Origin of the sequence: Thiocystis minor (genome assembly GCF_016653465.1) — a bacterium.
Taxonomy (GTDB): Bacteria; Pseudomonadota; Gammaproteobacteria; order Chromatiales; family Chromatiaceae; genus Chromatium; species Chromatium minus.
Window position 1 is genome coordinate 1 of sequence record NZ_NHSQ01000140.1, and the last position, 22,253, is coordinate 22,253.

The following is a 22,253-nucleotide window of genomic DNA, read 5'->3' on the forward strand; positions in this document are numbered from 1 at the left end:
CAGCAGTTCTAAATTTAAGACCATGATGCTATGAAGGACTCTTTGAGAGTCCACCGGAGATCCCGATGGTCCTGAAGCCAGTAGCCCCTGTGGCTCCCGCGCCCAGCCTTTACTCGGTCACGGGGTTGGTGGCGGGCATCCGTGCGGCGTTGTTCGACCTGCCAGACCATCGCAAGGGCGGTAACAACCAGCGTTATGCGATCGGTGACGCCGCCTTGAGTGCCTTTTCGGTGTTCTTCATGCAGAGCCCGTCCTTTCTGGATTACCAGCGGCGGATGCAGAAAGCGCGCGGACGCAACAATGCCCGTTCGCTGTTCGGCGTGCACGAGATTCCGAGCACCCAGCAGATCGGCAACCTGCTCGACCCGATCTCGCCGGAGTGTCTGGCCCCGGTGTTCCTCGACGTGGTCGACGCCTTGCATCAGCACCGTGCCTTGGACACCCATCGCCAAGCCGATGGACGCCTCTTGATCGCCCTGGATGGCACCGAATACCACTGCTCGTGCGCGGTCCACTGTGCGCAGTGCTCCACGCGCACGCTCAGCAACGGCCAGACCCAGTTCTATCATGTCGCCGTGACGCCGGTGATCGTCGCCCCCGGGCAAGCGGACGTGTTCCCGTTGCCGCCGGCCTTCGTCCATCCCCAGGACGGGCACGCGAAGCAGGATTGTGAACTTACGGCTGCCACCCGCTGGCTTCAGCAGTGGGGGGCACGGATCGCCCCGTGGCGCACGACCCTGTTGGGTGATGATCTGTCTTGCCATCAGCCGTTTTGCCAGCAGGTGCTGGCGCAGGGCTGTGCGTTCTTATTCGTCTGCCTGCCACCGTCACATCCGCTCCTGTACGAATGGGTGGCGGACTTCGAGCGCAACGGCGAGGTGCCCACCGTGGTCAAGACCCGTTGGACGGGCACCCAGCGCCTCACCGATACCTATCGGTGGCTCAATGACTTGCCGCTGCGCGACGGGAACGACGCCCTGCTGGTCGGCTGGTGCGAACTCATCACCACCGATGCCGAGGGCCAGGTGCTCTACCGCAACGCGTGGGCCAGTTCCGAGCCTGTCAATGCCGACAACGTCATCGACCTGGTGGCGGCCGGACGCAGTCGCTGGAAGATCGAGAACGAAAACAACAATACGCTCAAGACCAAGGGATATCATTTCGAACACAACTATGGTCATGGTAAGCAGCATCTGGCCGCCCTGTTAGCGAGCCTGATCCTGTTGGCGTTCCTCGTCCATACCGTGCTCGACCGGCTCCATCCCGGCTACCAGGCGGTGCGGCGTCACCTGCCGTCACGCCGCACGTTCTTCGAACATCTGCGTGCACTGACCCAGTATCTGCCCTTCGATTCCTGGGAACACCTGTTCGACTTCATGCTGGAGGCACTTGAGCCCGCACGGCCACCGCCCGCACGCCGCGCGGGCGGGAAGCGGGGGCAAATTTAGAATTGCTGCCAAGCAGAGTATTTCACACGGGGTGCGGTGGCAGCGGCTATCATTCCGAGCATTCGATTGCCGTCTTCCGCGTGCGTGTGAATTAAGTGCCGACCATCCTGATACGTCGCCCGATCCTGGCTTGGGCGTTTTACGACTGGGCCAATTCCGCCTTCGCGACGACCGTGATGGCGGGTTTCTTTCCCGTTTTCTACAATGCCCTCAGCGGCGACCTCTCGACCCGGGACGCGCAGTTCTGGTTCAACGTCGCCCTTTTTGGCGCGAGCCTGCTGGTGGCGGTTGCCGCCCCGATCCTGGGCGCCATCGCGGATCGCGGGGGTAGCCGCAAGCGTTTTCTCGCCCTGTTCGCGATGATCGGCATCCTCATGACCGCAGGGCTGGTCTGGGTCCATGCCAGACAATGGCCGCTTGGACTCGCGCTCTTCGCGCTGGGGACGGTCGGTTTCTCCGGGGCCAACGTCTTCTATGATTCCATGCTGCCAAACGTCTCTAGCGAGAGCGATTTCGACCTCGTCTCGGCCTTCGGCTACGCGTTGGGCTATGTGGGCGGGGGCCTGCTGTTCGCCGTCAATGTGCTGATGGTCAAGAGCCCCGATTGGTTTGGTCTCGCCGACCCAGGCGAGGCGGTCCGCGCCTCTTTTCTCTCCGTGGCCGTCTGGTGGGCGCTGTTCACCGTGCCGCTACTGCTGTTCGTGACAGAGATGCCCATCCGAGATTCTGTACCGGCGGGGCGTGCGGTGCGCGAGGGCTGGCGACAGTTGAAGCGCACACTTTGGGAAATCAGAAAGTTACGCGCGATTCTGTTTTTTTTAGTGGCCTACTGGATCTATATCGATGGGGTTAACACGGTCATCAAGACCGCCGTTTTCTTCGGCGATCGGGTGCTGGGGCTCGATCAGGGCGCGCTGATCGCCGCGCTCCTGGTCACCCAGTTCGTCGCCTTTCCCGCCGCGCTCCTGTTTGGCTGGCTGGGTCAGCGGATCGGCGCGCGACCAGCGATCCTGATCGGCCTTGCGGTCTATTTTCTGGCAATCGTCTATGCCTGGCGGTTCCTGCGCACTGCAGAGGACTTTTTGATTCTCGCCATCGCGATCGGCTTGGTTCAGGGCGGTGTGCAGAGTCTGTCGCGATCGCTCTATGCCCGTATGATCCCGGTCGACAAGAGTGCCGAATTTTTCGGTTTCTTCAATATGGTGGGTAAATTCGCCACTCTGCTCGGCCCGCTGCTGATCGCGTTAACCCCCATCGTCGTCCCCGGCGCCGGTCCGCGCGACAGCATCCTCTCGCTCGCGCTCCTGTTCCTGCTTGGCGGTTTTCTGCTTTGGCGGGTGCGACTGGACAGCCGATGCGGCGGTGATAGGGATTAAACCGCGTCCAAAGCGAAAAAATTCGTTTTGCTGTGTCTGCCGGAAAGCACGCGGGGCCGCTATCCGGCGACCGCCTTGTCGATTTCCGATCGCTGTGGCCTAGCGGTCAGAATGGCCTGAACGAGCGTTGCAAGTGGAATCGCGAAGAAGACTCCCCAGAAACCCCAAACCCCTCCAAAAACCAGGATGGCGACGATGATCGCGACCGGATGCAGATTGACCACCTCGGAAAAGAGGAGCGGAACCAGCACATTACCATCCAACGCCTGAATGATGGCATAGGCTGCCGTCAGCCAGGCAAAGGATGAAGACCATCCCCATTGGAACCAAGCCACCAGAAGCACCGGAAACGTGACCATCGCGGCGCCGATGTAGGGGATGATGACCGAAAGCCCAACCAAAAGGGACAGCAACATCGCGTACTTGAGCCCAAAGGCATAAAAGGTGACATAGCTGACACCCCAGACGATCAGGATTTCCCATGCCTTACCGCGCACATAGTTGGAGATCTGCCGGTCCACGTCCTTCCAGACATCCCCGGCAATGTCGCGGTGTCTGGGAAGTTGGTGGCGAAACCAGTTGAGGATCAAATCCTTGTCCTTCATGAAGAAGAACACCAGCAACGGCATCAGAATCAGATAGACCAGCAGCGTGATGACGCCGACCACGCTTGCTAGCGACCAGGAAACGACGTGTTGTCCAAAGGTGACGACCTCGGAGCGGATCGCCGCGATCAGTGTGTCGATCTGAGCCGCGGTCAGGAGTTCGGGGTATTTCTCGGGCAGGGCCGTCAGGACATTGGTTCCCTCCGAGATCATGGTCGGTAACTGCTGAACGAGATCGGTGATCTGCCGCGAAACCAGTGGCATGATGCCAACCAGGACCAGCGCCACGAACAACAAAAAGAGAAGATAGACCATCAGCACGCTGGGCAGGCGAGGCAGGCGACGGCGTTCCAGGAATCCGACCAGGCCCTCAAGAAGGTAGGCAATGACGATGCTGGCCAACACGGGCGCGAGCATGTTCCCCAGGGTGATCACGACCGCAAAGACAATCAGCAGAAGGAGCACCAGAAAGACAATCTGTGGATCGGACAAATGACGCTGAAACCAGTTTGCGACGATATTCATCAGGCAATCCGCTCGTTGTTGGCGTCGTATTTGAGCCGGTAATCCTGATAATGGCGGGCAAACAGCGCTTCCAGTTCATCAATGACCACGACAGCCGTGCGGCCCTGCAAAACATGAGCGGACATCAGGGCCGAGGTTTCATTCAGCAGCGCTCCGCGCTCAAGCATGTCATAGATAGACGACAGGCGTTTGATCGCTCCGACCACACTTTCGGTGTCTGGACGTGGCAGCGACCGCGGTTCTCGCAGCGCCACTTTTCCGGAGCTTTCGGCGTCTTCGGGTTGGGCGCGTTGAGCCAGAAAATCGGCAAATGCGAGGAGAGTCTGGCGATCGACGGGGGACAGCTTCTGGAAGATCTTCGCAAGGGTTCCGCCATCGGCGGATTCCAGGGTCCGTTTCAGCATGTCGATCCTCCGCGAGTACGAGTGCGCCTGGTCTGATGGTAACCGTGGAGGGATGATAACCGAGCGGCGCGGGAGCGGGCTAAGTGTGTTTGCATTGACGACGGCAATAGTCACGGGCAAATTCCAGAAGTTCCTCCATCACGCGCAGCCGGAATTTCTGTTTCTGGTGCACGAAAGAGAAGGGCCGGTCCAGCGGTGGATCCAAGGGGAGGGCGACCAGCGTTCCCAGCTTCAACTCCTTTTGGATGGTCGTCCCGGAGACCACGGAGACGCCCATGCCCGCTTCGACCGCACCCTTCAATGCCTCCGGGCTGCCTAGTTCCATGGCGATCTTCAGAGTCGAATGGCCGCCATCGGGTTGATGCTGTAAATGGTCGCTGATGACCTCGCGGGTTCCGGAGCCTTCCTCGCGACAGATGAAGGGGTATTCCAGCAATCGCTCGAAAGTCACTTGCTGGAGCGAGGCAAGCGGATGACTGGGGGGCATGATCGCCACCAGATGATCGCGTTTGCAGATCTCCACCACCAGATTTTTGTTGGCGACCGGCGCCTCCACGACCCCGAGATCGATGGCATTATTCTCCACCATCGACACGATTCCTTCGGTATTGGAGACCTTGAGATGGATGGCGACATCCGGATAGCGCTCCTTGAAATCTCCGAGCAATGGGGGCAGCATGTACTCGGCGATCGTGGTGCTGGCGCCGATGGTGAGCACGCCGCTGATCTGACCAGTGATGCCGCGGACCGCGTTCTCCATCTCCGCGTAGAGTTCGAAAATGCGGTCGGCCGATTCGCAAACCTTGCGACCAGCGTCGGTGAGACTGATGCGGTTATGGGTGCGGTCGAACAATCGGGTGTTGAAGTGTTCCTCCAGTTGGCGGACCTGGAAGGTTACCGCCGGTTGAGTCATGTGGAGCGTTTGCGCGGCCTTGGTAAAACTCAGCAGCCGCGCGACCGTATGAAACACCTGAAGTCTGCGATCAGCCATCGAGATGTCACTCTATTATGAGATACCTACATAGAAAATGTTTATATCATAGACGCTCGTGACGATATAGTTTCAGTTTTACTCGCCTAAAAACCGAATAAAAAATAATGATTTTTGAGGAAACGTCTCATGCTCAAGCACCGGGTCACACGCTCGATCGGTTTCATCCTGGCGGCCAGCGCGGTGGGTGTCCAGAATCCAGCCGGCGCGGCCGGTTTTTCGCTGCCCGAAGCCTCCACCGCCGGATTGGGGACCGCCAACGCGATGGTCGCGAACCCCAACGAAACGGGCGCCTTCCCCTACAATCCGGCCGCCATGGGTTTCCATGACGCCTCCAGCCTGTCTCTCGGGACGATCGTGATCGGTCCCGGTTTTAGCGTCGAAACCGCCAGTGGCGAACACGATAGTCAGGGCGCGGATTGGTTGGCGGGGCCGATGTTCCAGGGCATGTTCAGGCTCAACGACCAGTGGCGGCTCGGTCTGGGCCTGACGGCTCCGTTCGGGCTTGAGACGCGCTGGCGGGATGGCACCTTTCCGGCGGTGAGCGGCACCGTCAAGCTGCCGGTCCCGCCGCCGCTCAACCCTAAGGTTCCGCGCGGCAATCATCCGACCGCCAGCAAACTGGAGATTCTGGACTTCAGCCCGACCGCGACCTATCGCGTGACCGACGATCTGAGCCTCTCCGGCGGGCTGGACATTTACTGGTCCAAGACCGCACAGCTCGATTCGACCGCCGGGGCACTCCGCGGCGACGGCGAGGGGACTGGCTTAGGCTTCAATCTCAGCGCGCTCTACCGTCACGGCGCCTGGAGTCTGGGCGGTGCCTTCCGTTCGGCCGCGACCCTTGCGCTCGAAGGTGATTACCGGGCGCTCAGCCCGACCCTGGTTGCACTCGGACGTTTGGCGCCGACGCAGGCGGCCGAGTTGGATCTCGATCTGCCCTGGCGGCTGCAAATCGGCGTGCGCTACGCCGTCGACGATCGATTGGCCGTGGAGTTCGACGTGACGCGCACCGGCTGGAGCGAATTCAAGGAACTCAAGATCAAGGGGAAAAACACCGGCGCGCCCATCTTCACCGACTCCAATCAATGGGATGACGCCAACGCCTATCGCCTTGGCGCCACCTACCAATTGCGCCCCGAGACTCAGTTGCGCGTCGGCTATGCCTACGATGAAACCGGCCAGGGGGACGATCGCTTCAGTGCCCGGGTGCCGGATAATAACCGTCACCTGTTCAGTCTCGGTCTCGCCCAGGCACTGGGGCAGGGGTATTCGCTGGAGGCGGGCTACATGTACGTGGTCGCACAGGATCGCGACTATCGCGGCGATACCCGTTATCTCCCCGGCGGCGCACTCAATGGCACGGATGCGCTCAATGGCGATTACTCGATGGATGCGCATCTGCTCGGACTGGAGCTCGTCAAGGTCTTCTGACCTCCGCGTCTCCTGGGATCGCCGAGGACAGCTCGCCGATCCCAGGGCGCCGTGCGCGGTATCCGGGAGTGACCGGAACGATCTTATGCCTTGCGCAGGTAACACGCCTTCAGCATGAAGCTTCCCGTCTCCGTCTTGCAATCCACCTCGTGATCGCCGCCGACCAGGCGGATCTTCTTGATCTTGGTGCCCACCTTCAGCGTCGTGGAGGAGCCCTTGACCTTCAGATCCTTGATCAGCACCACTGCATCGCCATCCGCGAGCACGCTGCCGTTCGCATCCCTCACCACGGCGTCGCCACCCCCGTCATCGCGACTCGCCGCCTCCATGGACCATTCGTGACCGCAATCGGGACAGATGTAGAGCGTGCCGTCGGAATAGACGTTCTCGGCCGCGCATTGCGGGCAAAGCGGGAAAGAAGGCATGGCGTTTCCAGAGTCAATGTTCGGGGTAGTCGTCAGTCGTCAGTTGTCAGATGGCAGGTAACCGTTTAATCCACTTGGTCGCGAGGGCGTCCCGCCCTCGCGACCAAGTGGCTGGTCTTGTGCCGGTCAAATCGGGAATGTATCGATGGACACGTTCTTTGTGCGCTCAGCCGCCAAAGAGTTCGTAGAAAAAGACCTGCATTCGCTGCCAGGAGCGGGCGTCGGCCTGGGCGTCGTAGCGCAGATTGTCCATGCCGTATTCGCCGGCCTTGGGGTTCGTGAAGCCGTGGCGCGCGCCGCCATAGAGGTTCATCTCCCAGTTGGCGCCTACCGCCTCCAATCGATTCTGGAAGTTTGTCACCACCTCCGGGGCGACGAACGTATCCGCTTGGCCATGCAGAATCAGGAGCTTTGGCTTGATCTTGCCTTTGACCTCCTCTGGCGCGGCCGGCAGCGAGCCGTGAAAGCTGACGATCCCTTTGAGATCGGTCCCGCCATAGGCCATCTGCAACAGGGTGCCGCCGCCAAAGCAATAGCCGATTGCGGCGATGTTCCCGGTATCGACGAGCGCGCTCGCTTTCAGTTGCTCAAGGCCCAGGCCAGCGCGCTGGCGCCAGAGATCAACGTCCGCGGTGATTTCCTGCATCCACTCGCTGGCCTGTCCACGCTGGTCGGTGACGCGATTGCTGCCGTACATGTCCAAGGCAAAAGCCACATAGCCCAGTTCGGCAAGCATGCGCGCGCGCTGTTTCGCATAGTCATTCAGCCCCCACCACTCGTGAACCACCAGGATGCCGGGGCGCTTGCCAGCGATGGCGTCATCCCAAAACAGATGGCCGGTCAGCGGCGTACCCTCATCGTCATACGCGACCGCCCTGGTCTGGACCTCGGCTTGAACGGTCGTTCCAATCGCGAGCAGGACGAGCATGAGCATGCCGAGCGGTTTGCGCATGGGGATTCCTCCAATGAAGAACAAATAATGGTTGACGTCGACGGGTCGTCAAGCGGCGACTCGGCCACCAAAAGGATGCGGGCCGGTCGGCGGGATGCAAGCCGTGCGAGCGATCGGTTAAGCCGCGATGCGTCTTGATCGGGAGCAAGCACGGAGCGCGGCCGGCGCAGAAGGTGGCTGGTCGAGTGACCGGCCACCGGGGGAGGGGTTATGTCGAGGATTCGTCCGACGACGGGACTTTTGCCATGTCGAGCAATTGACGCTGGCCGCTTTTGTCCAGTGCGCGGAAGCCCTCGACGAGGCGTAACTCGTCATCGCTGAGGGGGTTGTATTCGTCCAGCAACAGCAACCAGGCCGGCGAGACGGTTTCCAGGGCTGCCGCGATCTGATGCGCCGCTTCCAGCCCCATCCGACGAATCCCCTGCTCGTAGTTGCTGATCCTGGATTTGGACAACTGGTCCGTCGTGCGCGCGGACAATTCGCTCAAGGACCAGCCACGGCGCTGGCGTTCCGCGCGAAGACGGCTCCCGATCCGTCGCGTAAGTGAGGCAAATTCAGGTTCCACGATACGGTCTCTCCAAGGTTGGCGGGAATCCAAAATCCCGATGGCTTAACTGTAGCAAAAACGATCACATCGTGTGCGACTCTTTTTTAGACGCGGGTCTCCTATTCGCCCGAGCGATGGGCCGTTCAGGCTCAGCCATCCGACTTGACTGCATTGTTGGGCGATGCGCAAACAGGCTATGATCGCAAGCCGATACCGAATACGCAAAGATAGAGGTGGTCTATGTTAAGAGACTGGTCAGACATTTACCTTGTCGGCATCGCCGAGATCGATCGGCAGCATCAGGGTTTTTTCATCGCCGCGCATCGCCTCTATGAAGAGATTCTGGATCGCGAGGGGAAAAGCGCCGTCGTCGAGGCCATGACGTTCATGCGGGAGTACGCCGAGCAGCATTTTCAGACCGAAGAGGCGTTCATGCGCAGGCATGACTATCCTGGCCTAAAAGAACATCTGAGGCTGCACGCCAGATTCTTCCGGCATCTGGATGAACTCGACAATGATCTCATGATCTTTGGCCCAAGCCAGGATCTCGCCGATCGCGCCCTGGATATCACGCAGGATTGGCTGATCGACCATATCGCCGACGAGGATATGTTGTACTCGCTCCATGTCAAGGCCGGCGGTTCCCTTGAGGATGCGGCTCCAGTCTGAGCGGCATCGGTTCCCGGGATTCGCCCATCGACTTAGTCAGGGAGGCTGCGGGAGACGCCGTGTTTTGCCATCAGTCGATAGAGCGTCATGCGCGAGATGCCCAAATCCCGGGCGGTACGGCTGACGTTCGCATCGTTGCGTTGAAGCGCAAACTCTAGATTATGCTTCTCTGACTGCTCCCGTCCGCTCTTGAGGGTGCCCAGGATCAAGTGTGTGGGCGCACTTTTGCGGTAAGCGACGTTTCCCTGAGGTTTTCTGGCCTGCTTGTTTCCCGGCTCGATGCGAATCTTGAGATCCGCTGGAAGGATCTCGTCGCCCTCGCAGCTCATGGCCGCATGATGGACGGCGCTGTGCAACTCGCGAATGTTCCCCGGCCATGCATAACCGCGCATGACCGCAAGGGCCTCCTTGCCGAATCTCAGGCCGCGCTTGCGGCGATTTTTCGTGACCTCGTCAAGAAAAAAATGGGCGAGCAGCTCGATATCGTCCCCCCGGCTGCTTAAACTGGGCGTCGCGACGGTCAGAAAGGCGAGCCGATAGTAGAGGTCGGCGCGAAACGCTTTTTCCTTGATGGCCTGGGCGAGATCGACATTGGTCGAGGCAATGACCCGCACGTCCATATAGTTGCCTTGCGTGCTGCCCAGAGGCGTGACGATCTTATCTTCCAGGAAACGCAACAGGATCGCCTGCGATTCCAGTGGCATATCGCCGATCTCGTCCAGAAAAAGGGTACCGCCGGACGCGGTCTGGATATACCCGATCTTGCGCGCGCTTGCGTTGGTAAAAGAGCCCTTTTCGTACCCAAACAACTCCGATTGCAGCAGCGTGTGCGGAATCGCCGCGCAGTTGATCGCGACGAACGGTCCTTTCGCCCGTCCGGAATGCTCATGAATGGCCCGCGCGGCTAGTTCCTTGCCGGTGCCGGTTGGCCCCGTGATCAGCACCGACACATCCGACTCGGCGGCGCGCTGCAAGGTTCGATACAGGGCCTGCATAACGGGGCTGTTGCCGACCAGCCCGAAGTGCGTGTGGTAGGTGGCCGCATGTTTGTGTCGATAGTCGTGTTCGATTTTGGCCATGCCATAGGCATGCCCGAGAATCATCGCAAGCCGGGCGCCCTCGATCGGCAAGACCTGAAAGTCATACAGTCTTTCGGCGATGAAGCGCTTGATCGCGAGTCGGTCGAGTTGGTCGTGAGCGAGTGTGGCAACCCATTTGAGGCTGGGAAGCGACATCGCCTGCTGGATCAGGCGTGCCTCCAGTTGAGGGTCGGCGGAATCCGGGAAAACGATCAGGCCGACCAGAAAACGGTGTTCGGCATCGAGTCGGAGCGCGCTCGCGGCATCAGGCGCATGGGCGACGATCCAATGCTTCTGTTCCAGGAAGTTGACGATCTCTTCGGGTAGATTCTCTTGTGAAACAACGAGAAGCTTGCGCATAAACGGTTGATCCTTGACTGATGCGGCTAGGTCTCGGGCAGAGATCCAGGCAGGCTTCACATGCGGTGGCCAGCCGAGTACCGGTGGTCCATCACGATGCTGACGATCAAGTTTGATGAGCGAGTATATCGATTTTGAGACGGCAAGTGTCACACAAATGTGACATTACAGGATGTGCTGGGCGAAAGGCGTGAAATTGCTCGCATTCTCGCTGTCGAGAGACGGTGTCTGGCTGGCTCAGTAATAGGACGGCGTCGAACCCGAACTGGCGGATTTGTTGAGCACCATCCCGATGATCTTTTCGACACCAAGCAATTGCTGCGCATGCTGGATTTCTTCTTTCGTCGTCTTGCCTTCTTCGACCACCAGCAGCACCGCGTCCAGGTAGGGCAGGAAGGCGATGACATCGTCGCTGGCGAGCAGCGGCGGCATGTCGAACAGGGTCATGCGATCTTCGTACCGGCTCCTGATTTCACGCACCAACTGAACCATCCTGGGGGAAGACAGAATCTCCGAGCTGTGAATGAAGGGCTTGTGACCGGGCAGGATCACGAGCCGCTCGATGTTCGGGTGAATCAGAATCTCCGAGAGTTCGGCCTCGCCCATCAGATAGTCGCTAAGCCCGGGGTGTCCTTCCGGGACGAAATAGCGCCCGAGCGAGGGACGGCGCAGATCCAAATCCACCAGCAGAACCGTCTGATTGACCTCGCGCGCCAGGCTGATCCCGAGGTTGATCGCGGTCAGGGTCTTTCCGTTGCCTTCGCCAGCGCTCGTGATCGCCAGGGTTCGCCAGCCGTTGGCGCGCATCCGTTGCAACACATGCGTGCGCACCACCTTATAGGCATGTTCGATCGGATCATGTTCCTTGGACACGAAGATACGCTGCTCGCGCAGGCGTGCCGGATCGACCTGAACGGTGGTGGTTCGCGTATAGGCGACATCCACGCCGGAGGCCGTCGCCAGCGTATTGGCGGCGGGGAGGTCGCGCTTCTCGTCCGCCAGCGAAGGGCGCTCCGCGAGAGCGCGGCTGGGTGAAGCGGTTTCCCTGAGCGCGAATTTCTCCAGCGTGGTTAAGCGATCCATACGGACACCTCAAAGCGGCGATAGTCTTTGGCTACAGCATGAGAAGATCGAGTTTGCGCATGAGCGCGAACCAGAGGACATCCAGCGGCATGACGAAGAGGTGGAATACGGTCACCCCCCCGATCAGCGCCAGTAAAACCGCGGCGATCGTCAGTAGGAGCCGCCGGATCCGGCGGCGGCGATCCAGGCTCGTCTCGATCAATGGAATGACCCCGAGCAAGGGAAAATTCGCGATGCCTTGCAGCGCGCGCGCCCCGTAGATTCCCTTGTCCAGCATCTCGCGCAGCGCCAGATGGCCCACGCCGCCCGCCAGCGACAGGACGACGCCCAGCACCAGGATCGCGGGCCGATTCGGTTTGAAGGGTTTTTCCGGGACCAACGGGGGCTCGATCATGAGGAAACGCTCGCCCTTGCGGTTCGTTTCCAGCGACTGTGCCAACTCCGCCTGCAGCACCTTATCACGCACCTCGCGATATTTGTTCATGGCGTTGTCATAGTCGCGGGTCAGCGCACTGTACTGCTGCTCGATCCGCGGGGATGCCTTGACGTATTCCTCGTATTTCGCCAGTTCCTTTTCCAGCTCCACGCGCTTGAGCTTGAGCGATTCGATTTCCTGACGCGCCGAATCGAGACGGGTGCGCAATTGCACCGAGGCCGGATCGGTCGCGACCCTGTTCCGAGCCAGGCGACCGCTGGCTGGATCGACCTTGGTGAGCTGCTTGCGGGTGGCCTCGATACTCCGCTTCAAGCGGACGACATCCGGGTGGTCTTCGGCATAGCGTTCGCGCAGTACGGCCAGCTCGGTGTGCAGCTCGGCCAGCCGGGATTGCAGTTCGCCCGAACTCGTCTGGCCGACCATGCCGCGGAGCGTGGCTATCTCCCGTTCCAGTCGGATCCGGTCGGGATGGGTGGTCGAATAACGCGAAATGGTCTGGGCGTACTGGGCCTCCAGTTCCCGGAGCCGCAGGGTCGAGGCGTCCGTTGCCCCGGTCGTGTCCATCTGCGCCAGCTCCGATTCCAGATAGAGCTTCTGCTGTTCCAGGCTTTGCTGCGACTGGATGTTGTCGCGCAATTGGGACTCGGTGCGCGCCATGAGTTCTCGATTGAGCGAGGCGAATTCGGGCAACGCCTCGCCATGCTCTTCCTTGAAGGCCGCGAGCCGCGCTTCCAGCATGGCGATTTGTTCGCCAAGCTTGTCCGCCTCGGCCTGAAGGAAAGTTGTCGCGTCGGTCACCGCCGCCTGGCGCTGATCGATATTCTCCTGCAGAAAGAGCGAGACCAGACCGCTCGTGACCTTTTGCGCCTGCCCTGGAGATTCGTTTTCGAAGGAGAGCGAAAAGGCGATGGTCGCCTCCTGCGCGCGTCCGCTGCGCGGATCCATCACATCGGCGCTGATCATGTCCAGCTTGATGCGGTCGCGCATCTCCTCCACGGCCATGTTCAGACTGACCTTGCGGCGCAGTTCCGGATAGAGGTCGTAGCGCTCGATCAACTGGCCGAGATTCTCGGTCGTCATCACGCGTCGGCTGATCACCTGAATCCGCTGGTCCGCGAAACTCGTCACGGTTGTTTGGACCAAATCCGAGGGAATTTCCTGCTGTTCGATGAGGATGGTCGCCGAGGAGCGATAGGAGGCGGGAAGCAGAACCGCGACCGCCGCCGTCAGAACCGCCAGGATCGCCGCGGGAACGATGAGTTGCCACTTGCGGCGTTTGAGAATGGCCAGATAGTCGTCAAGGGTCTGTAACTGCTCGTCCACGATGTACCTGCACTCCTGAATGCCGAAAAACGATTCGTCGCGTCCAATCAGTCACCCTCGCTCGTGACACCGCACCGCAGTGCCACGAGAGCCACACTGAAAGCTCCGTGCGGCTGAACAAGGGTACGCCACCCATTCCCCTGAATGACGCCGAATCTTAGGCAATACGACAGGTAAGGTCTAGGGAAAGCGGCGGTCTCTTCATCGTCGGTTAGTGAATGGACCTGCCTGTCGTCTGGTTTGCTTGGGATGGGATCCATCAACCGACCCGCTGCGACAGGGCTCCCGCTTCCGGCCCCAGACGGGACAGACCAGGATAGTCTGTCCACGCGACCGAATGGCGTAGGATGGGCAAAGCCCGTGGGAGGTGGTTTGTTCGGAGCGCGAGGAGTAGACGGGTGTGCCCATCATTCAAGCTCGGCGTAGGCAAGATGGGCACGCTTTGCTTTGCCCATCCCGCACTGGCTCCGGAGTGACGGTTTTGGGTCAGCGTTTCAGGTCACGGTAGAAGTTCTCGTGAGGGCCGACGGCAAGCAGGGTGCGCATCGTTTCGCTCGATCGATAGGCCAGCAGGAACTGCTGATTGACGCAGTCGAATTTGTACGCCCTGACGCCAGCGAGGTCGCCTTTTTTTTCTTCGCCAAGCGTGGGATCGGCAACGATCTCACGGATGGCCGCATGGACGGCATCGCGCTGGTTGGCATGCAGTTTCTTGTAGGCCCGTTTAAAAGACGGGCGCTGTTGCAGCGTGACTTTCATTCGTCCGGAAATTCAAACGGTTCGGACTCTTCTTCCATGGCTTGCAGCGTATCGCGCACGAATTCGATCGGCAGATCGGGGTTGTCGAGTGCTGCACGACCAACCTTGGCCCAGTAGGCGATTTGTTGAGGAATGGAGCGCATCTCGGTCTTGGCGCGCACCTTCGCCGTTTCGTACAAGGCATCGTCGATTCGGATCGAAACACTCATGATCATCTCCTTTGTGGTGATACGCAGCAATTGTAGGCAAGCACCATCCCGAGATCAAATGAGTTTGTAGGTTGTAGTTGCGCCGAGGCATAAAAACCGCTGTGTTCCGGGAAGAAGCGCGGCTTTTGAATCAAGCACATAGAATCGATCAAACAGCGTCCGTGCCGATTGAGAGGACGTAAGGTAAGCGATGCGTATCTACACGGCTCGGAGTTGCGCATTTTCCCCGTCAGCCTTGCTCATTGATGGCCATGAAAAAGCCCTGCCATGTGGCAGGGCTTTGGAGCGGTCGTTCCGGGGGAGGTTGCGTTCGCTGAAACCGGCAACGAATGCCGGAGCGCGAATCCCCGGCGTGCGGATTTAGACTTTGCTGGACCGGCGACGGGCAACACCAACCAGACCCATGAGCGCGGAGCCGAAGAGCCAGGCGGCGGCGGGGATGGGTACAGCAGTGGATGCTTGACCAGACCAAGCGGTACTACCACCATTAGTTTTCAAATAATCAATATTGACCGCAGTAGGAATTGAAAACGAGAACGAAAATATTGTGTTCCCTGCGCCAGCAGCATGGAAGTTGTTCAGGGTAGTGCTGGTATTACCTAAGAGATTGAAATTAGTTAGATTAGCCGTGCCCTGTACCCCTTTTACGCCTCCGATATTGGAAAACATACTCATATCGGTAAAAGAGACGGTGGCGCTAAAAGTGTTATCACCATCTTTGAGGGTAAATAAATTAGTACCAGTACCAGAAATAAGAGAAAGTGGTGCCGTTTGAAACGGAAAATTAACAGGAGTAGCCGTGCCGATTGCGTAAGTGCCGCCAATAGCCCCGGTGATACCTGTATCACCTACCTTAAAATCCCCTATGTTGAATTGACCTGGAGGAGTGAATGTCATGTCATTTACTCCTATGAAGTTAAGCGTCATAGCATTCGCTGCTGACACATTGAAGAGACAGAGTAGCGCGGCTGCTGACAGCAGCTTAGATACAGAGAACCGGTTTAAGAAATGCTTCTTCATAAATCACTCCGAATGTTGTCACTGAATGTTGTTGGCAGAACACGGTTGTGATCCATCACAGCTAAAGTCCAGGTCGGTCAATTGAGTTCAGGATGCGCAACGAAACAAAAGTTCATGGATCCTTCAACAATTTTATTTAGCAATATAAATGCCACTTTCTGAAGAAAATAAAATCAACAGCTTATGTCGAATGTTGATCTCGTTCCATGCTTGCAGTGTCGCATCGGTGATACTCTGGAATATCCGGGGCTCTTTAAGCCGCCGGTGTCGATAATTAAGCAGCTGAAATCATTCTGTTTTTCTAGAAGCTGAGTCTTTTGGCTCTTGATTCCCTGTACCAAGAGTGTGACGGCGATCGTCCTCGAATGGTCTCGGACAGCCTAGGCAAAGCCTGCTTCGTGTCTCTCCGAACTTCCACGAATTCCTGTATTTCAAAGCCATAAAACCTTTGGTAGTGCCCAAAGCTATATGATAGCGAAACATTTTTACTCTTTTACATCAGTGACTTAAGCTAGATCTCGTCATATGGAGTGGGGCACTACCAAACCTTTATATTTTAATAAATAAGCGCGTCTGCCTGCCACCTCGCCCGACACCGTAAAGCGGAAAAACCGACTGGCTCATTTCTGTGACACTTTTTCAAAACTGTCACTGTGTTGAGGCAGTGTTACATCCAGCCCGCGTAGATTGGGGTGAACGAGAGTGAACCCCAACATCCACGCTGGTCATTCAACCGGGGCCGGTTGTCATTCCCGGCACGGTGGCTCATCCGCTGGTTGAGCCCGCGTAGCGAGATAGGCTGGGCAGAGTGACTACGGTATGACGCTGATGATTGGCACGGATGCCGGTTAGTCACGCCCCCCCACCGAGCCAATGCTCTAACGCTTAATCTTTGAACGCCTCGGGAAACCTTCGAAGTCGTTAGGGCCGGCCGGGGCGTTTTTCGTGGTCGCGGAACTGATGCGTCGGCGCGGGGTTCTACGCGGTATAGCCTTTTCCGGAAGTCGCCGTCATCAACCTGTGTCGCGAGGGCAGAAAGACCTGACGGGACAGACCAGAATGGTCTGTCGACGCAAAGAGCGTGCTTTGTTCGTCAGACCTTGGTGGTCTGGCGCCGGGCAACTCCGACCAGACCCATGAGCGCGGAGCCAAAGAGCCAGACGGCAGGCGGGATGGGTACGCCGGTGACGCGAGCCTTATCAGGATAACCGCCGAAAGAATCGCTCGTCTCCGTCGCTTTGAATTTCAGGGTGATCGTTGTTGCGTCGGCCAGGGTGGAGTGAAAATCGAAGACTTGCGAAGCCTCGCTCGATACGCCCTTGACGGTGTCTTTGGGAATTCCGGTTCTTAAAAAACTGTAGGTAATGCTATTCGTGTCTGGGGCATCCGTGCGGCCGCGATAGGCAAAGGAAAGAAAATAATCGCCCGTATCGAGCTTGATTTTCTGGGACATGCCGGAATTGCCCTGGCTGTCCAACTCGACGTTCTGATTTTCTGAATACGCAGTGGAACCGCCAACATTGCCATTCTGCACTTCGATTCCTGGGTCTTTGGTCGTGGTCCAGCCATCGATCTCGGAAAACACTTTCCACGCATTAGGTTTTAGTTCGGACTCCTCGAAATCGCTGTTGACAACATAATTCACGGATGCAGCGGAAGCCATGCCGGACATGGAAAAGAGGCTGATCATCGTGGAAATTGCTAACCCATTTATGAGGTTACTCATATTTATGCCGTTCCTGATGAAATTCAAAATCTCAAAATGCGAAGCGGTCCGGGCCTGATGAGAGGCAAAGCCGCCGGTGCATCCGCGCGTTCGGTAACCGAACTTCTTGCAAGAGTATGCAGCAATTGACGGGCCATTAATAAAGTAAGCAAAAATAAAAAGTTGGTTTTTCAGGTGCGTTTGAACGGTGGTTGAAGCGTAAGGTTGGCGAAACGCGGCACAGTGGCCTTCATTCCTGAAACCGCGGATATTTTTTTGGAATTCCTTGCGCATCAAGCGTCTCCCAACCGATTCCGGGTTAAACATGCGCGTTTCCAGCAATGGACGCGGCCAGCGTGCCAAAGGTTGTCCGTCTCCTGGCACAGTCTGTCGCAGATCCTAAACTATAGCTTGAAAAAATGGAAAATTCCGAACTGGCTGGCATATAGCCTCTGTGGTCGGGGCGGGAAAATGTCAAACTGTTATGTTTCCGTTACACCTTGACTTGAACCGAGCTTCGCGGAGCACGAAAAAACGCGAGAGTGAGGCGTTCGAAACGAGGCGTCCCGCGCTGGGCGCAGGTCTGATCGATCATTGCCTTCTTTCCAGGTCATCGGCATGATGACGCGCGAACTCAATCGGCGGAAATTGATCATCTCCGGACAGGAGCGAAGCCGCGACCCCAAAGGAGGCGGATGCGCGTTCGGCGTGAACGATGATCGAAAGACCGTCGGTCCTTCCTTGGCGCGCGGAGAACACAATCTTAAGGAGGTCGTGATGGAACGAGTGTTTGGAGGACTTCTGCTGGCGTCGATGCTGGTTGCATTGCTCGTCGGCTGCGGCGAGGCGGACCGCAAGCAGGCGTATTTCGATCGCGGCATGGAGCTGCTGGCGCATGATAATCAGCCCAAGGCGCGACTGGAGTTCAAGAATGTGCTCCAGATCGATCCGAAGCACGCGCCGGCCTGGTACCAATTGGCCAAAATCGAGGCCGCGCAGGAGAACTGGAACGCGGCCTTCGGTGCCTATGGCAAGGCCGTCGAGCTGGATCCGCAAAATGTCGATGCGCGCGTGAGCCGCGCGCAGTTGCTCTTCGACTCCAATCAGATCGACGATGCGCTGGCCGATGTCGAAATCATTCTGACCGCGGATCCGAAGCACGCGGATGCGCTGGCGCTGCGGGCTGCGGTGCGAGGACGTCAGGGCGATCTGGACGCCGCCGAGACGGACGCCCAGTCGGCGCTGGCGGTGGATCCTCAGCATCTCAATGCGCTTGCCCTGCTGGCCGAGATCGGCATGGCGCGCAACGATCGCGAGGCGGCCGGTCAATTCCTGGAGAGGGCGATTCAGGCCCATCCGAGCGAGGTACGCCCGCGGCTGATGCTGGCCGGGGTGTATCAGGCATCCGGCAAGCCGGAGGCGGCACGGGCGCAGCTTGAGCAACTGATTAAGTTGGAACCAAGCGAATTGGCGCATGTTGCGCGTCTGGCTGCGTTTCTCACCCAAGAGGGCCAGAAGGATGCGGCTGAAGCGGCCTTGCGGGCGGCCATCGAGACCAATCCCGAGCAACTTCAGGCAAAGCTGCTGCTGGCCGAATGGGCCGCGCAACAGCGGGGCGTCGATCCCGGTATTCAGGTGCTGGAAGACTTTATCGCCGTGGAGCCCGATGTCTACGATCTGCGTTTCGCGCTGGCCGAGTTGGAGCGGGCCGCCGGGCGGGGCGCGGATGCCGTCACGGTCTATCGCACGATCATCGAACGCGCTTCGCTGGGGCCGCAGGGGATGAAGGCGCGCACCCAACTCGCCGCGCTGCTGATGGCGGACAAGCGCGTGGATGAGGCATCGAGGCTGGTCGAGGAGGTGTTGAAGGAAGACGCGCGCGATGGCGATGCGCTGCTGGTCAGGGCTGCGATTGCGGTCGGGCGCAAGGATGCCGATCAGGCGATCGCGGATCTTCAGAATGTCCTGCAGAACAAACCGAATGCGACGAGTGCGCTGTTATTGCTGGCGCAGGCCCACGTCTTGAAAGAGGAGACCACGCTGGCGCAGGACGCGCTGGAAAAGGCGATCGACGCGGCGCCGACCGAACCGCAAGCCTATCTGGCGCTGGCCCAATTGCGGGTCGACAGTGGCGACATGCAGGGGGCGTCGGTCACGCTGGAGCGCTTTCTCGACCGTGTTCCCGAAAACGATCAGGTGCAAAGCGCCTTGGCGCGGATTCAGCTCAGTCAGCAGGATTGGGGGGCGATGGAACGAACCGCCACGCGGATCCTGGAGACCCGCCCCGAGCACCCGCTGGGCTATTATCTCAAGGGGCTGATTTTCCAGCGCAACGATCGGCTGCAGGAGAGTATCGAGCAGTTCGAGAAGGCGCTCGAAAAGCGTTCGGACGCCGTCGAGCCGCTGTTGGCGCTCACCCGCAGTCACATGGCCCTGGGCCAGGCGGATCGGGCCGAGCAACGGCTGAAGCAGCTGCTCGCCGAGCAACCCGCGAATGCCGCCGCGCTCAATCTGCTGGGCGAGGTCTACGCCTCGACACGGCGTTACCCCGACGCCTTGGAGCAGTTCAAGCAGGTCATCGTGCTGTTCCCGAAATCGCCGAACGCCTATGCGCGTCTGGCCGAGCTACAGGGACAGAGCGGCGACTTGAAAGGGGCGCTCGCGACCCTGCGGTCGGGGGTCGAGGCGACGAACCGTAACGCCTTCCTGCTCTTCCGGCTCGGGATCGCCCTGCAGGAGTCCGGCGACGATGACGCGGCGATCGCGGCCTATGAAGAAGTGCTCAAGAGCAATTCGGAAGCGGACGCGGTGATCAACAATCTATCCATGCTGCTGGCCAGTCGCCGGACGGATCCCGCGAGCCTGACGCGGGCGCTGGAACTGGCGCAACGCTTCGAGGGCTCGGATCAATGGGTATTGCTCGATACGCTCGGATGGGTCCAGTTCCGTGCCGGCGAGGTCGAAAAGGCCGTCGTGACCCTGGAGAAAGCGGCTGGCCTGATCGATCCGGATCCACCGGAGATGCAGTATCACCTCGGCATGGTCTATGCCGCACGGGGGCGGCGCGATGAGGCCAAGGCGTTGCTGACCAGCGCACTGGACGCCAACAGCCCCTTCCCTGGCATCGAGGAGGCGCGCGAAACGCTTGGGGGGCTGTAAGGCAACTCCCCGCAAATAACCGGTCAATCTCTTCCAATCACGACCGGCGAGGGAGCGCGAATCAAACCAATGCACGGCGGTTTGGAACGGGGCATCCGCGACGATCGTTGTCGTTGTCGTTATTCGATTCGACAGCGACAACGAAAGCAATTGAACGACTTGAGTTGGAAATGGCTTGGCTGAAACCCTCTCGGCGGAGACGAGTCTGGATCCATCTGTCTCTGTGGCTCGCGCTGGCGAGCCTCGGCACGCTCGCCGAGACGGGCCGACCGCCAGAAACGCTGGCGCCGCTGGTGCTACTGCCCCGCCAGGCGCTCGGCCCCGAGGAACTTGGCGTCATCGTCAACGATCGGGATCCGCGCAGTCGCCGGATCGCGCGCGAATACCGCGCCAAGCGTCGGATTCCTCCTGAAAATCTGATCCACGTCAGCTTTCCCCCGCATCGACGGATGATGACGCCCGAGCGGTTCCAGGCGATCCATGCTCGGGTGAAGGCGGCGACGCCCGAGCGTGTGCAGGCCTATGCCCTGACCTGGACCGAGCCTTATCGGGTCGGCTGCATGTCCATCACCACAGCCTTCGCGGCGGGGTATGACGAGTCTTTCTGCGCTGACGGTTGTCGCACGACGAAGTCGAGCCCCTATTTCGCCTCGGCTAGCCAGCGTCCTTTTACCGATTTTGGCTGGCGACCCACCATGGCGCTGGCTGGTTCCCGTCTGGATGCGGTCCGGGCGCTGATCGACCGTGGCGTGGCCTCCGATGACACGCGTCCCACTGGGACGGTCTATCTGGTTAAAACCAGCGATGCCGCGCGCAGCGTGCGTGCCCAGACGTTTTCACGCGTCGAAGCGTTGTTTGGAACGGCCATCCGGATCGAGCGGGTCGAGGACGATTCCATCGCCCACAAGCCGGATGTGCTGGTGTATCTCACCGGCGCGGTCAGGGTGCCCGAGATCGCGACAAACCAGTTCCTTCCGGGCGCCATCGCCGATCATTTGACCTCGACCGGCGGTCAGTTGACCGACAGTCGCCAGATGAGCAGCCTGGACTGGCTCGATGCAGGAGCCACCGGCAGCTATGGCAGTGTCGTCGAACCCTGCAATTTCCCCGCGAAATTCCCGGACCCGGTCATTCTGATCGGAGCCTATCTCAGTGGCGCAACTCTGATCGAAGCCTATTGGAAGAGTCTGCTCATGCCGGGGCAGGGCATCCTGATCGGCGAGCCGCTGGCACGGCCCTTTGGCGGTCATGAGCTGACCTTCGACGGCGCGGCCTGGGTTCTGAAGACCTTTGCGCTCCTGCCGGGCCGCTATCGACTGGAATCCGCCGACCAACCGATGGGACCTTATCGACCTGTCGGAGCCTTCGTCAAGCCGGATGCCAATCCACTGCGGCTGCGATTGCCCACGGATGGCAAGCCTTATTATCGGGTCGTCGCGGCGGAAGCCGACCTGCCGCCCGCTGCGCTACTCGGACCTCAGCCCGACTGACGCGCGGCGGCGCACCGTCCGCCCTTTCCTCTTTCCCGCGCCGCGTGCGCTGCCTTGACCCGCGTTCCGCCTTCCCCGGCTCAGAGTTCCCGCTCTCCCCCTGTCCGCCGCCTCTCCACGGTCCCTAGCCGTTCGCGTTTGCCCGTTTCCCCGCTCGCTTTCGCGATGCGCATCACGCTTTTCATTCCCCGTTTTCAGGGCCGCGGCGAATGCCGCCTGCGTCACGTTTTATTCGCCTTCGAGCTGATTTAATT

General features: G+C 59.4%; 18 protein-coding genes and 1 pseudogene. 6 read left to right on the top strand and 13 right to left on the bottom strand.

The window, feature by feature from the left end; genetic code table 11:
- Window positions 1-125: 125 nt before the first annotated feature.
- Both CCR95_RS18955 and CCR95_RS18960 read left to right on the top strand, forming a co-directional pair.
- Window positions 126-1,346, top strand: a pseudogene (locus CCR95_RS18955) (ISNCY family transposase); the annotation flags it as partial.
- Window positions 1,347-1,543: 197 nt separating this feature from the next.
- Window positions 1,544-2,824, top strand: coding sequence for an MFS transporter (locus CCR95_RS18960; protein WP_338115441.1), 1,281 nt, complete (start codon window positions 1,544-1,546; stop codon window positions 2,822-2,824).
- Between the two features lie 59 nt (window positions 2,825-2,883).
- Here the strand turns inward: CCR95_RS18960 and CCR95_RS18965 are convergent, their stop codons facing one another.
- The 3 genes from CCR95_RS18965 to CCR95_RS18975 form a co-directional block, all read right to left on the bottom strand.
- Window positions 2,884-3,954, bottom strand: coding sequence for an AI-2E family transporter (locus CCR95_RS18965; protein ID WP_201097392.1), 1,071 nt, complete (start codon window positions 3,952-3,954; stop codon window positions 2,884-2,886).
- A complete protein-coding gene (locus tag CCR95_RS18970; protein WP_201097395.1) occupies window positions 3,954-4,358 on the bottom strand; it encodes a hypothetical protein in 405 nt (134 codons plus the stop codon). The genes CCR95_RS18965 and CCR95_RS18970 overlap by 1 nt, the downstream gene beginning before the upstream one ends.
- A 79-nt stretch (window positions 4,359-4,437) precedes the next feature.
- Window positions 4,438-5,349 (bottom strand): LysR family transcriptional regulator, encoded by a 912-nt coding sequence (locus CCR95_RS18975; protein WP_201097397.1) that lies wholly within the window; start codon window positions 5,347-5,349, stop codon window positions 4,438-4,440.
- A 129-nt stretch (window positions 5,350-5,478) separates the two neighbouring features.
- Between CCR95_RS18975 and CCR95_RS18980 the strand changes: the two genes are divergently transcribed.
- Entirely contained in the window at window positions 5,479-6,783 is a 1,305-nt protein-coding gene (locus tag CCR95_RS18980) for an OmpP1/FadL family transporter (protein WP_201097398.1), read from the top strand.
- Window positions 6,784-6,866: 83 nt separating this feature from the next.
- On the opposite strand, the gene CCR95_RS18985 is transcribed toward CCR95_RS18980, so the two are convergent.
- The 3 genes from CCR95_RS18985 to CCR95_RS18995 all read right to left on the bottom strand — a co-directional run bounded on the left by CCR95_RS18985 (window position 6,867) and on the right by CCR95_RS18995 (window position 8,725).
- The gene (locus CCR95_RS18985) at window positions 6,867-7,208 is read right to left on the bottom strand and encodes a zinc ribbon domain-containing protein YjdM (protein WP_201097400.1); all 342 of its coding nucleotides are present in this window, start codon (window positions 7,206-7,208) and stop codon (window positions 6,867-6,869) included.
- Window positions 7,209-7,374: 166 nt separating this feature from the next.
- On the bottom strand, window positions 7,375-8,160 hold the full coding sequence (locus CCR95_RS18990; protein ID WP_201097401.1) for a dienelactone hydrolase family protein: 786 nt from the start codon (window positions 8,158-8,160) through the stop codon (window positions 7,375-7,377).
- A gap of 208 nt (window positions 8,161-8,368) precedes the next feature.
- Window positions 8,369-8,725 carry a helix-turn-helix domain-containing protein gene (locus tag CCR95_RS18995; RefSeq protein WP_201097403.1) on the bottom strand — a complete coding sequence of 119 codons (357 nt, stop codon included), beginning with the start codon at window positions 8,723-8,725 and terminating at the stop codon, window positions 8,369-8,371.
- Window positions 8,726-8,947: 222 nt separating this feature from the next.
- Here CCR95_RS18995 and CCR95_RS19000 point away from each other — a divergent pair, with 222 nt between their 5' ends.
- Window positions 8,948-9,376 carry a bacteriohemerythrin gene (locus tag CCR95_RS19000; RefSeq protein WP_201097405.1) on the top strand — a complete coding sequence of 143 codons (429 nt, stop codon included), beginning with the start codon at window positions 8,948-8,950 and terminating at the stop codon, window positions 9,374-9,376.
- Between the two features lie 32 nt (window positions 9,377-9,408).
- Here the strand turns inward: CCR95_RS19000 and CCR95_RS19005 are convergent, their stop codons facing one another.
- The 7 genes from CCR95_RS19005 to CCR95_RS19035 all read right to left on the bottom strand — a co-directional run bounded on the left by CCR95_RS19005 (window position 9,409) and on the right by CCR95_RS19035 (window position 17,644).
- Window positions 9,409-10,815, bottom strand: coding sequence for a sigma-54 dependent transcriptional regulator (locus tag CCR95_RS19005; protein WP_201097407.1), 1,407 nt, complete (start codon window positions 10,813-10,815; stop codon window positions 9,409-9,411).
- A gap of 237 nt (window positions 10,816-11,052) precedes the next feature.
- Window positions 11,053-11,898 carry a CpsD/CapB family tyrosine-protein kinase gene (locus tag CCR95_RS19010; protein ID WP_201097409.1) on the bottom strand — a complete coding sequence of 282 codons (846 nt, stop codon included), beginning with the start codon at window positions 11,896-11,898 and terminating at the stop codon, window positions 11,053-11,055.
- Between the two features lie 31 nt (window positions 11,899-11,929).
- Window positions 11,930-13,657 carry a Wzz/FepE/Etk N-terminal domain-containing protein gene (locus tag CCR95_RS19015; RefSeq protein WP_201097411.1) on the bottom strand — a complete coding sequence of 576 codons (1,728 nt, stop codon included), beginning with the start codon at window positions 13,655-13,657 and terminating at the stop codon, window positions 11,930-11,932.
- 486 nt (window positions 13,658-14,143) lie between these two features.
- Complete coding sequence (locus CCR95_RS19020; protein ID WP_201097413.1) at window positions 14,144-14,416, bottom strand: type II toxin-antitoxin system RelE/ParE family toxin; 273 nt, start codon at window positions 14,414-14,416, stop codon at window positions 14,144-14,146.
- Window positions 14,413-14,625, bottom strand: a complete 213-nt coding sequence (locus tag CCR95_RS19025) for a TA system antitoxin ParD family protein (protein WP_201097422.1) — start codon at window positions 14,623-14,625, stop codon at window positions 14,413-14,415. The genes CCR95_RS19020 and CCR95_RS19025 overlap by 4 nt, the downstream gene beginning before the upstream one ends.
- 360 nt (window positions 14,626-14,985) lie before the next feature.
- Window positions 14,986-15,645, bottom strand: coding sequence for a VPLPA-CTERM sorting domain-containing protein (locus CCR95_RS19030; protein WP_201097415.1), 660 nt, complete (start codon window positions 15,643-15,645; stop codon window positions 14,986-14,988).
- A gap of 1,093 nt (window positions 15,646-16,738) precedes the next feature.
- Window positions 16,739-17,644 carry a VPLPA-CTERM sorting domain-containing protein gene (locus CCR95_RS19035; RefSeq protein ID WP_201097416.1) on the bottom strand — a complete coding sequence of 302 codons (906 nt, stop codon included), beginning with the start codon at window positions 17,642-17,644 and terminating at the stop codon, window positions 16,739-16,741.
- A gap of 483 nt (window positions 17,645-18,127) precedes the next feature.
- Here CCR95_RS19035 and CCR95_RS19040 point away from each other — a divergent pair, with 483 nt between their 5' ends.
- Together CCR95_RS19040 and CCR95_RS19045 are read left to right on the top strand one after the other, a co-directional pair.
- The gene (locus CCR95_RS19040) at window positions 18,128-20,509 is read left to right on the top strand and encodes a tetratricopeptide repeat protein (protein WP_201097418.1); all 2,382 of its coding nucleotides are present in this window, start codon (window positions 18,128-18,130) and stop codon (window positions 20,507-20,509) included.
- Between the two features lie 170 nt (window positions 20,510-20,679).
- The gene (locus CCR95_RS19045) at window positions 20,680-21,999 is read left to right on the top strand and encodes a TIGR03790 family protein (protein ID WP_201097420.1); all 1,320 of its coding nucleotides are present in this window, start codon (window positions 20,680-20,682) and stop codon (window positions 21,997-21,999) included.
- The last annotated feature ends 254 nt before the right edge of the window (window positions 22,000-22,253 follow it).

What these genes read in the sequence shown, in the direction of transcription:
- CCR95_RS18965 (WP_201097392.1), bottom strand. Translation starts at nt 3,954, where the DNA reads ATGAATATCGTCGCAAACTGGTTTCAGCGTCATTTGTCCGATCCACAG.
- CCR95_RS18970 (WP_201097395.1), bottom strand. Translation starts at nt 4,358, where the DNA reads ATGCTGAAACGGACCCTGGAATCCGCCGATGGCGGAACCCTTGCGAAG.
- CCR95_RS18975 (WP_201097397.1), bottom strand. Translation starts at nt 5,349, where the DNA reads ATGGCTGATCGCAGACTTCAGGTGTTTCATACGGTCGCGCGGCTGCTG.
- CCR95_RS18980 (WP_201097398.1), top strand. Translation starts at nt 5,479, where the DNA reads ATGCTCAAGCACCGGGTCACACGCTCGATCGGTTTCATCCTGGCGGCC.
- CCR95_RS18985 (WP_201097400.1), bottom strand. Translation starts at nt 7,208, where the DNA reads ATGCCTTCTTTCCCGCTTTGCCCGCAATGCGCGGCCGAGAACGTCTAT.
- CCR95_RS18990 (WP_201097401.1), bottom strand. Translation starts at nt 8,160, where the DNA reads ATGCGCAAACCGCTCGGCATGCTCATGCTCGTCCTGCTCGCGATTGGA.
- CCR95_RS19000 (WP_201097405.1), top strand. Translation starts at nt 8,948, where the DNA reads ATGTTAAGAGACTGGTCAGACATTTACCTTGTCGGCATCGCCGAGATC.
- CCR95_RS19005 (WP_201097407.1), bottom strand. Translation starts at nt 10,815, where the DNA reads ATGCGCAAGCTTCTCGTTGTTTCACAAGAGAATCTACCCGAAGAGATC.
- CCR95_RS19010 (WP_201097409.1), bottom strand. Translation starts at nt 11,898, where the DNA reads ATGGATCGCTTAACCACGCTGGAGAAATTCGCGCTCAGGGAAACCGCT.
- CCR95_RS19020 (WP_201097413.1), bottom strand. Translation starts at nt 14,416, where the DNA reads ATGAAAGTCACGCTGCAACAGCGCCCGTCTTTTAAACGGGCCTACAAG.
- CCR95_RS19025 (WP_201097422.1), bottom strand. Translation starts at nt 14,625, where the DNA reads ATGAGTGTTTCGATCCGAATCGACGATGCCTTGTACGAAACGGCGAAG.
- CCR95_RS19030 (WP_201097415.1), bottom strand. Translation starts at nt 15,645, where the DNA reads ATGAAGAAGCATTTCTTAAACCGGTTCTCTGTATCTAAGCTGCTGTCA.
- CCR95_RS19035 (WP_201097416.1), bottom strand. Translation starts at nt 17,644, where the DNA reads ATGCGCAAGGAATTCCAAAAAAATATCCGCGGTTTCAGGAATGAAGGC.
- CCR95_RS19040 (WP_201097418.1), top strand. Translation starts at nt 18,128, where the DNA reads ATGGAACGAGTGTTTGGAGGACTTCTGCTGGCGTCGATGCTGGTTGCA.
- CCR95_RS19045 (WP_201097420.1), top strand. Translation starts at nt 20,680, where the DNA reads ATGGCTTGGCTGAAACCCTCTCGGCGGAGACGAGTCTGGATCCATCTG.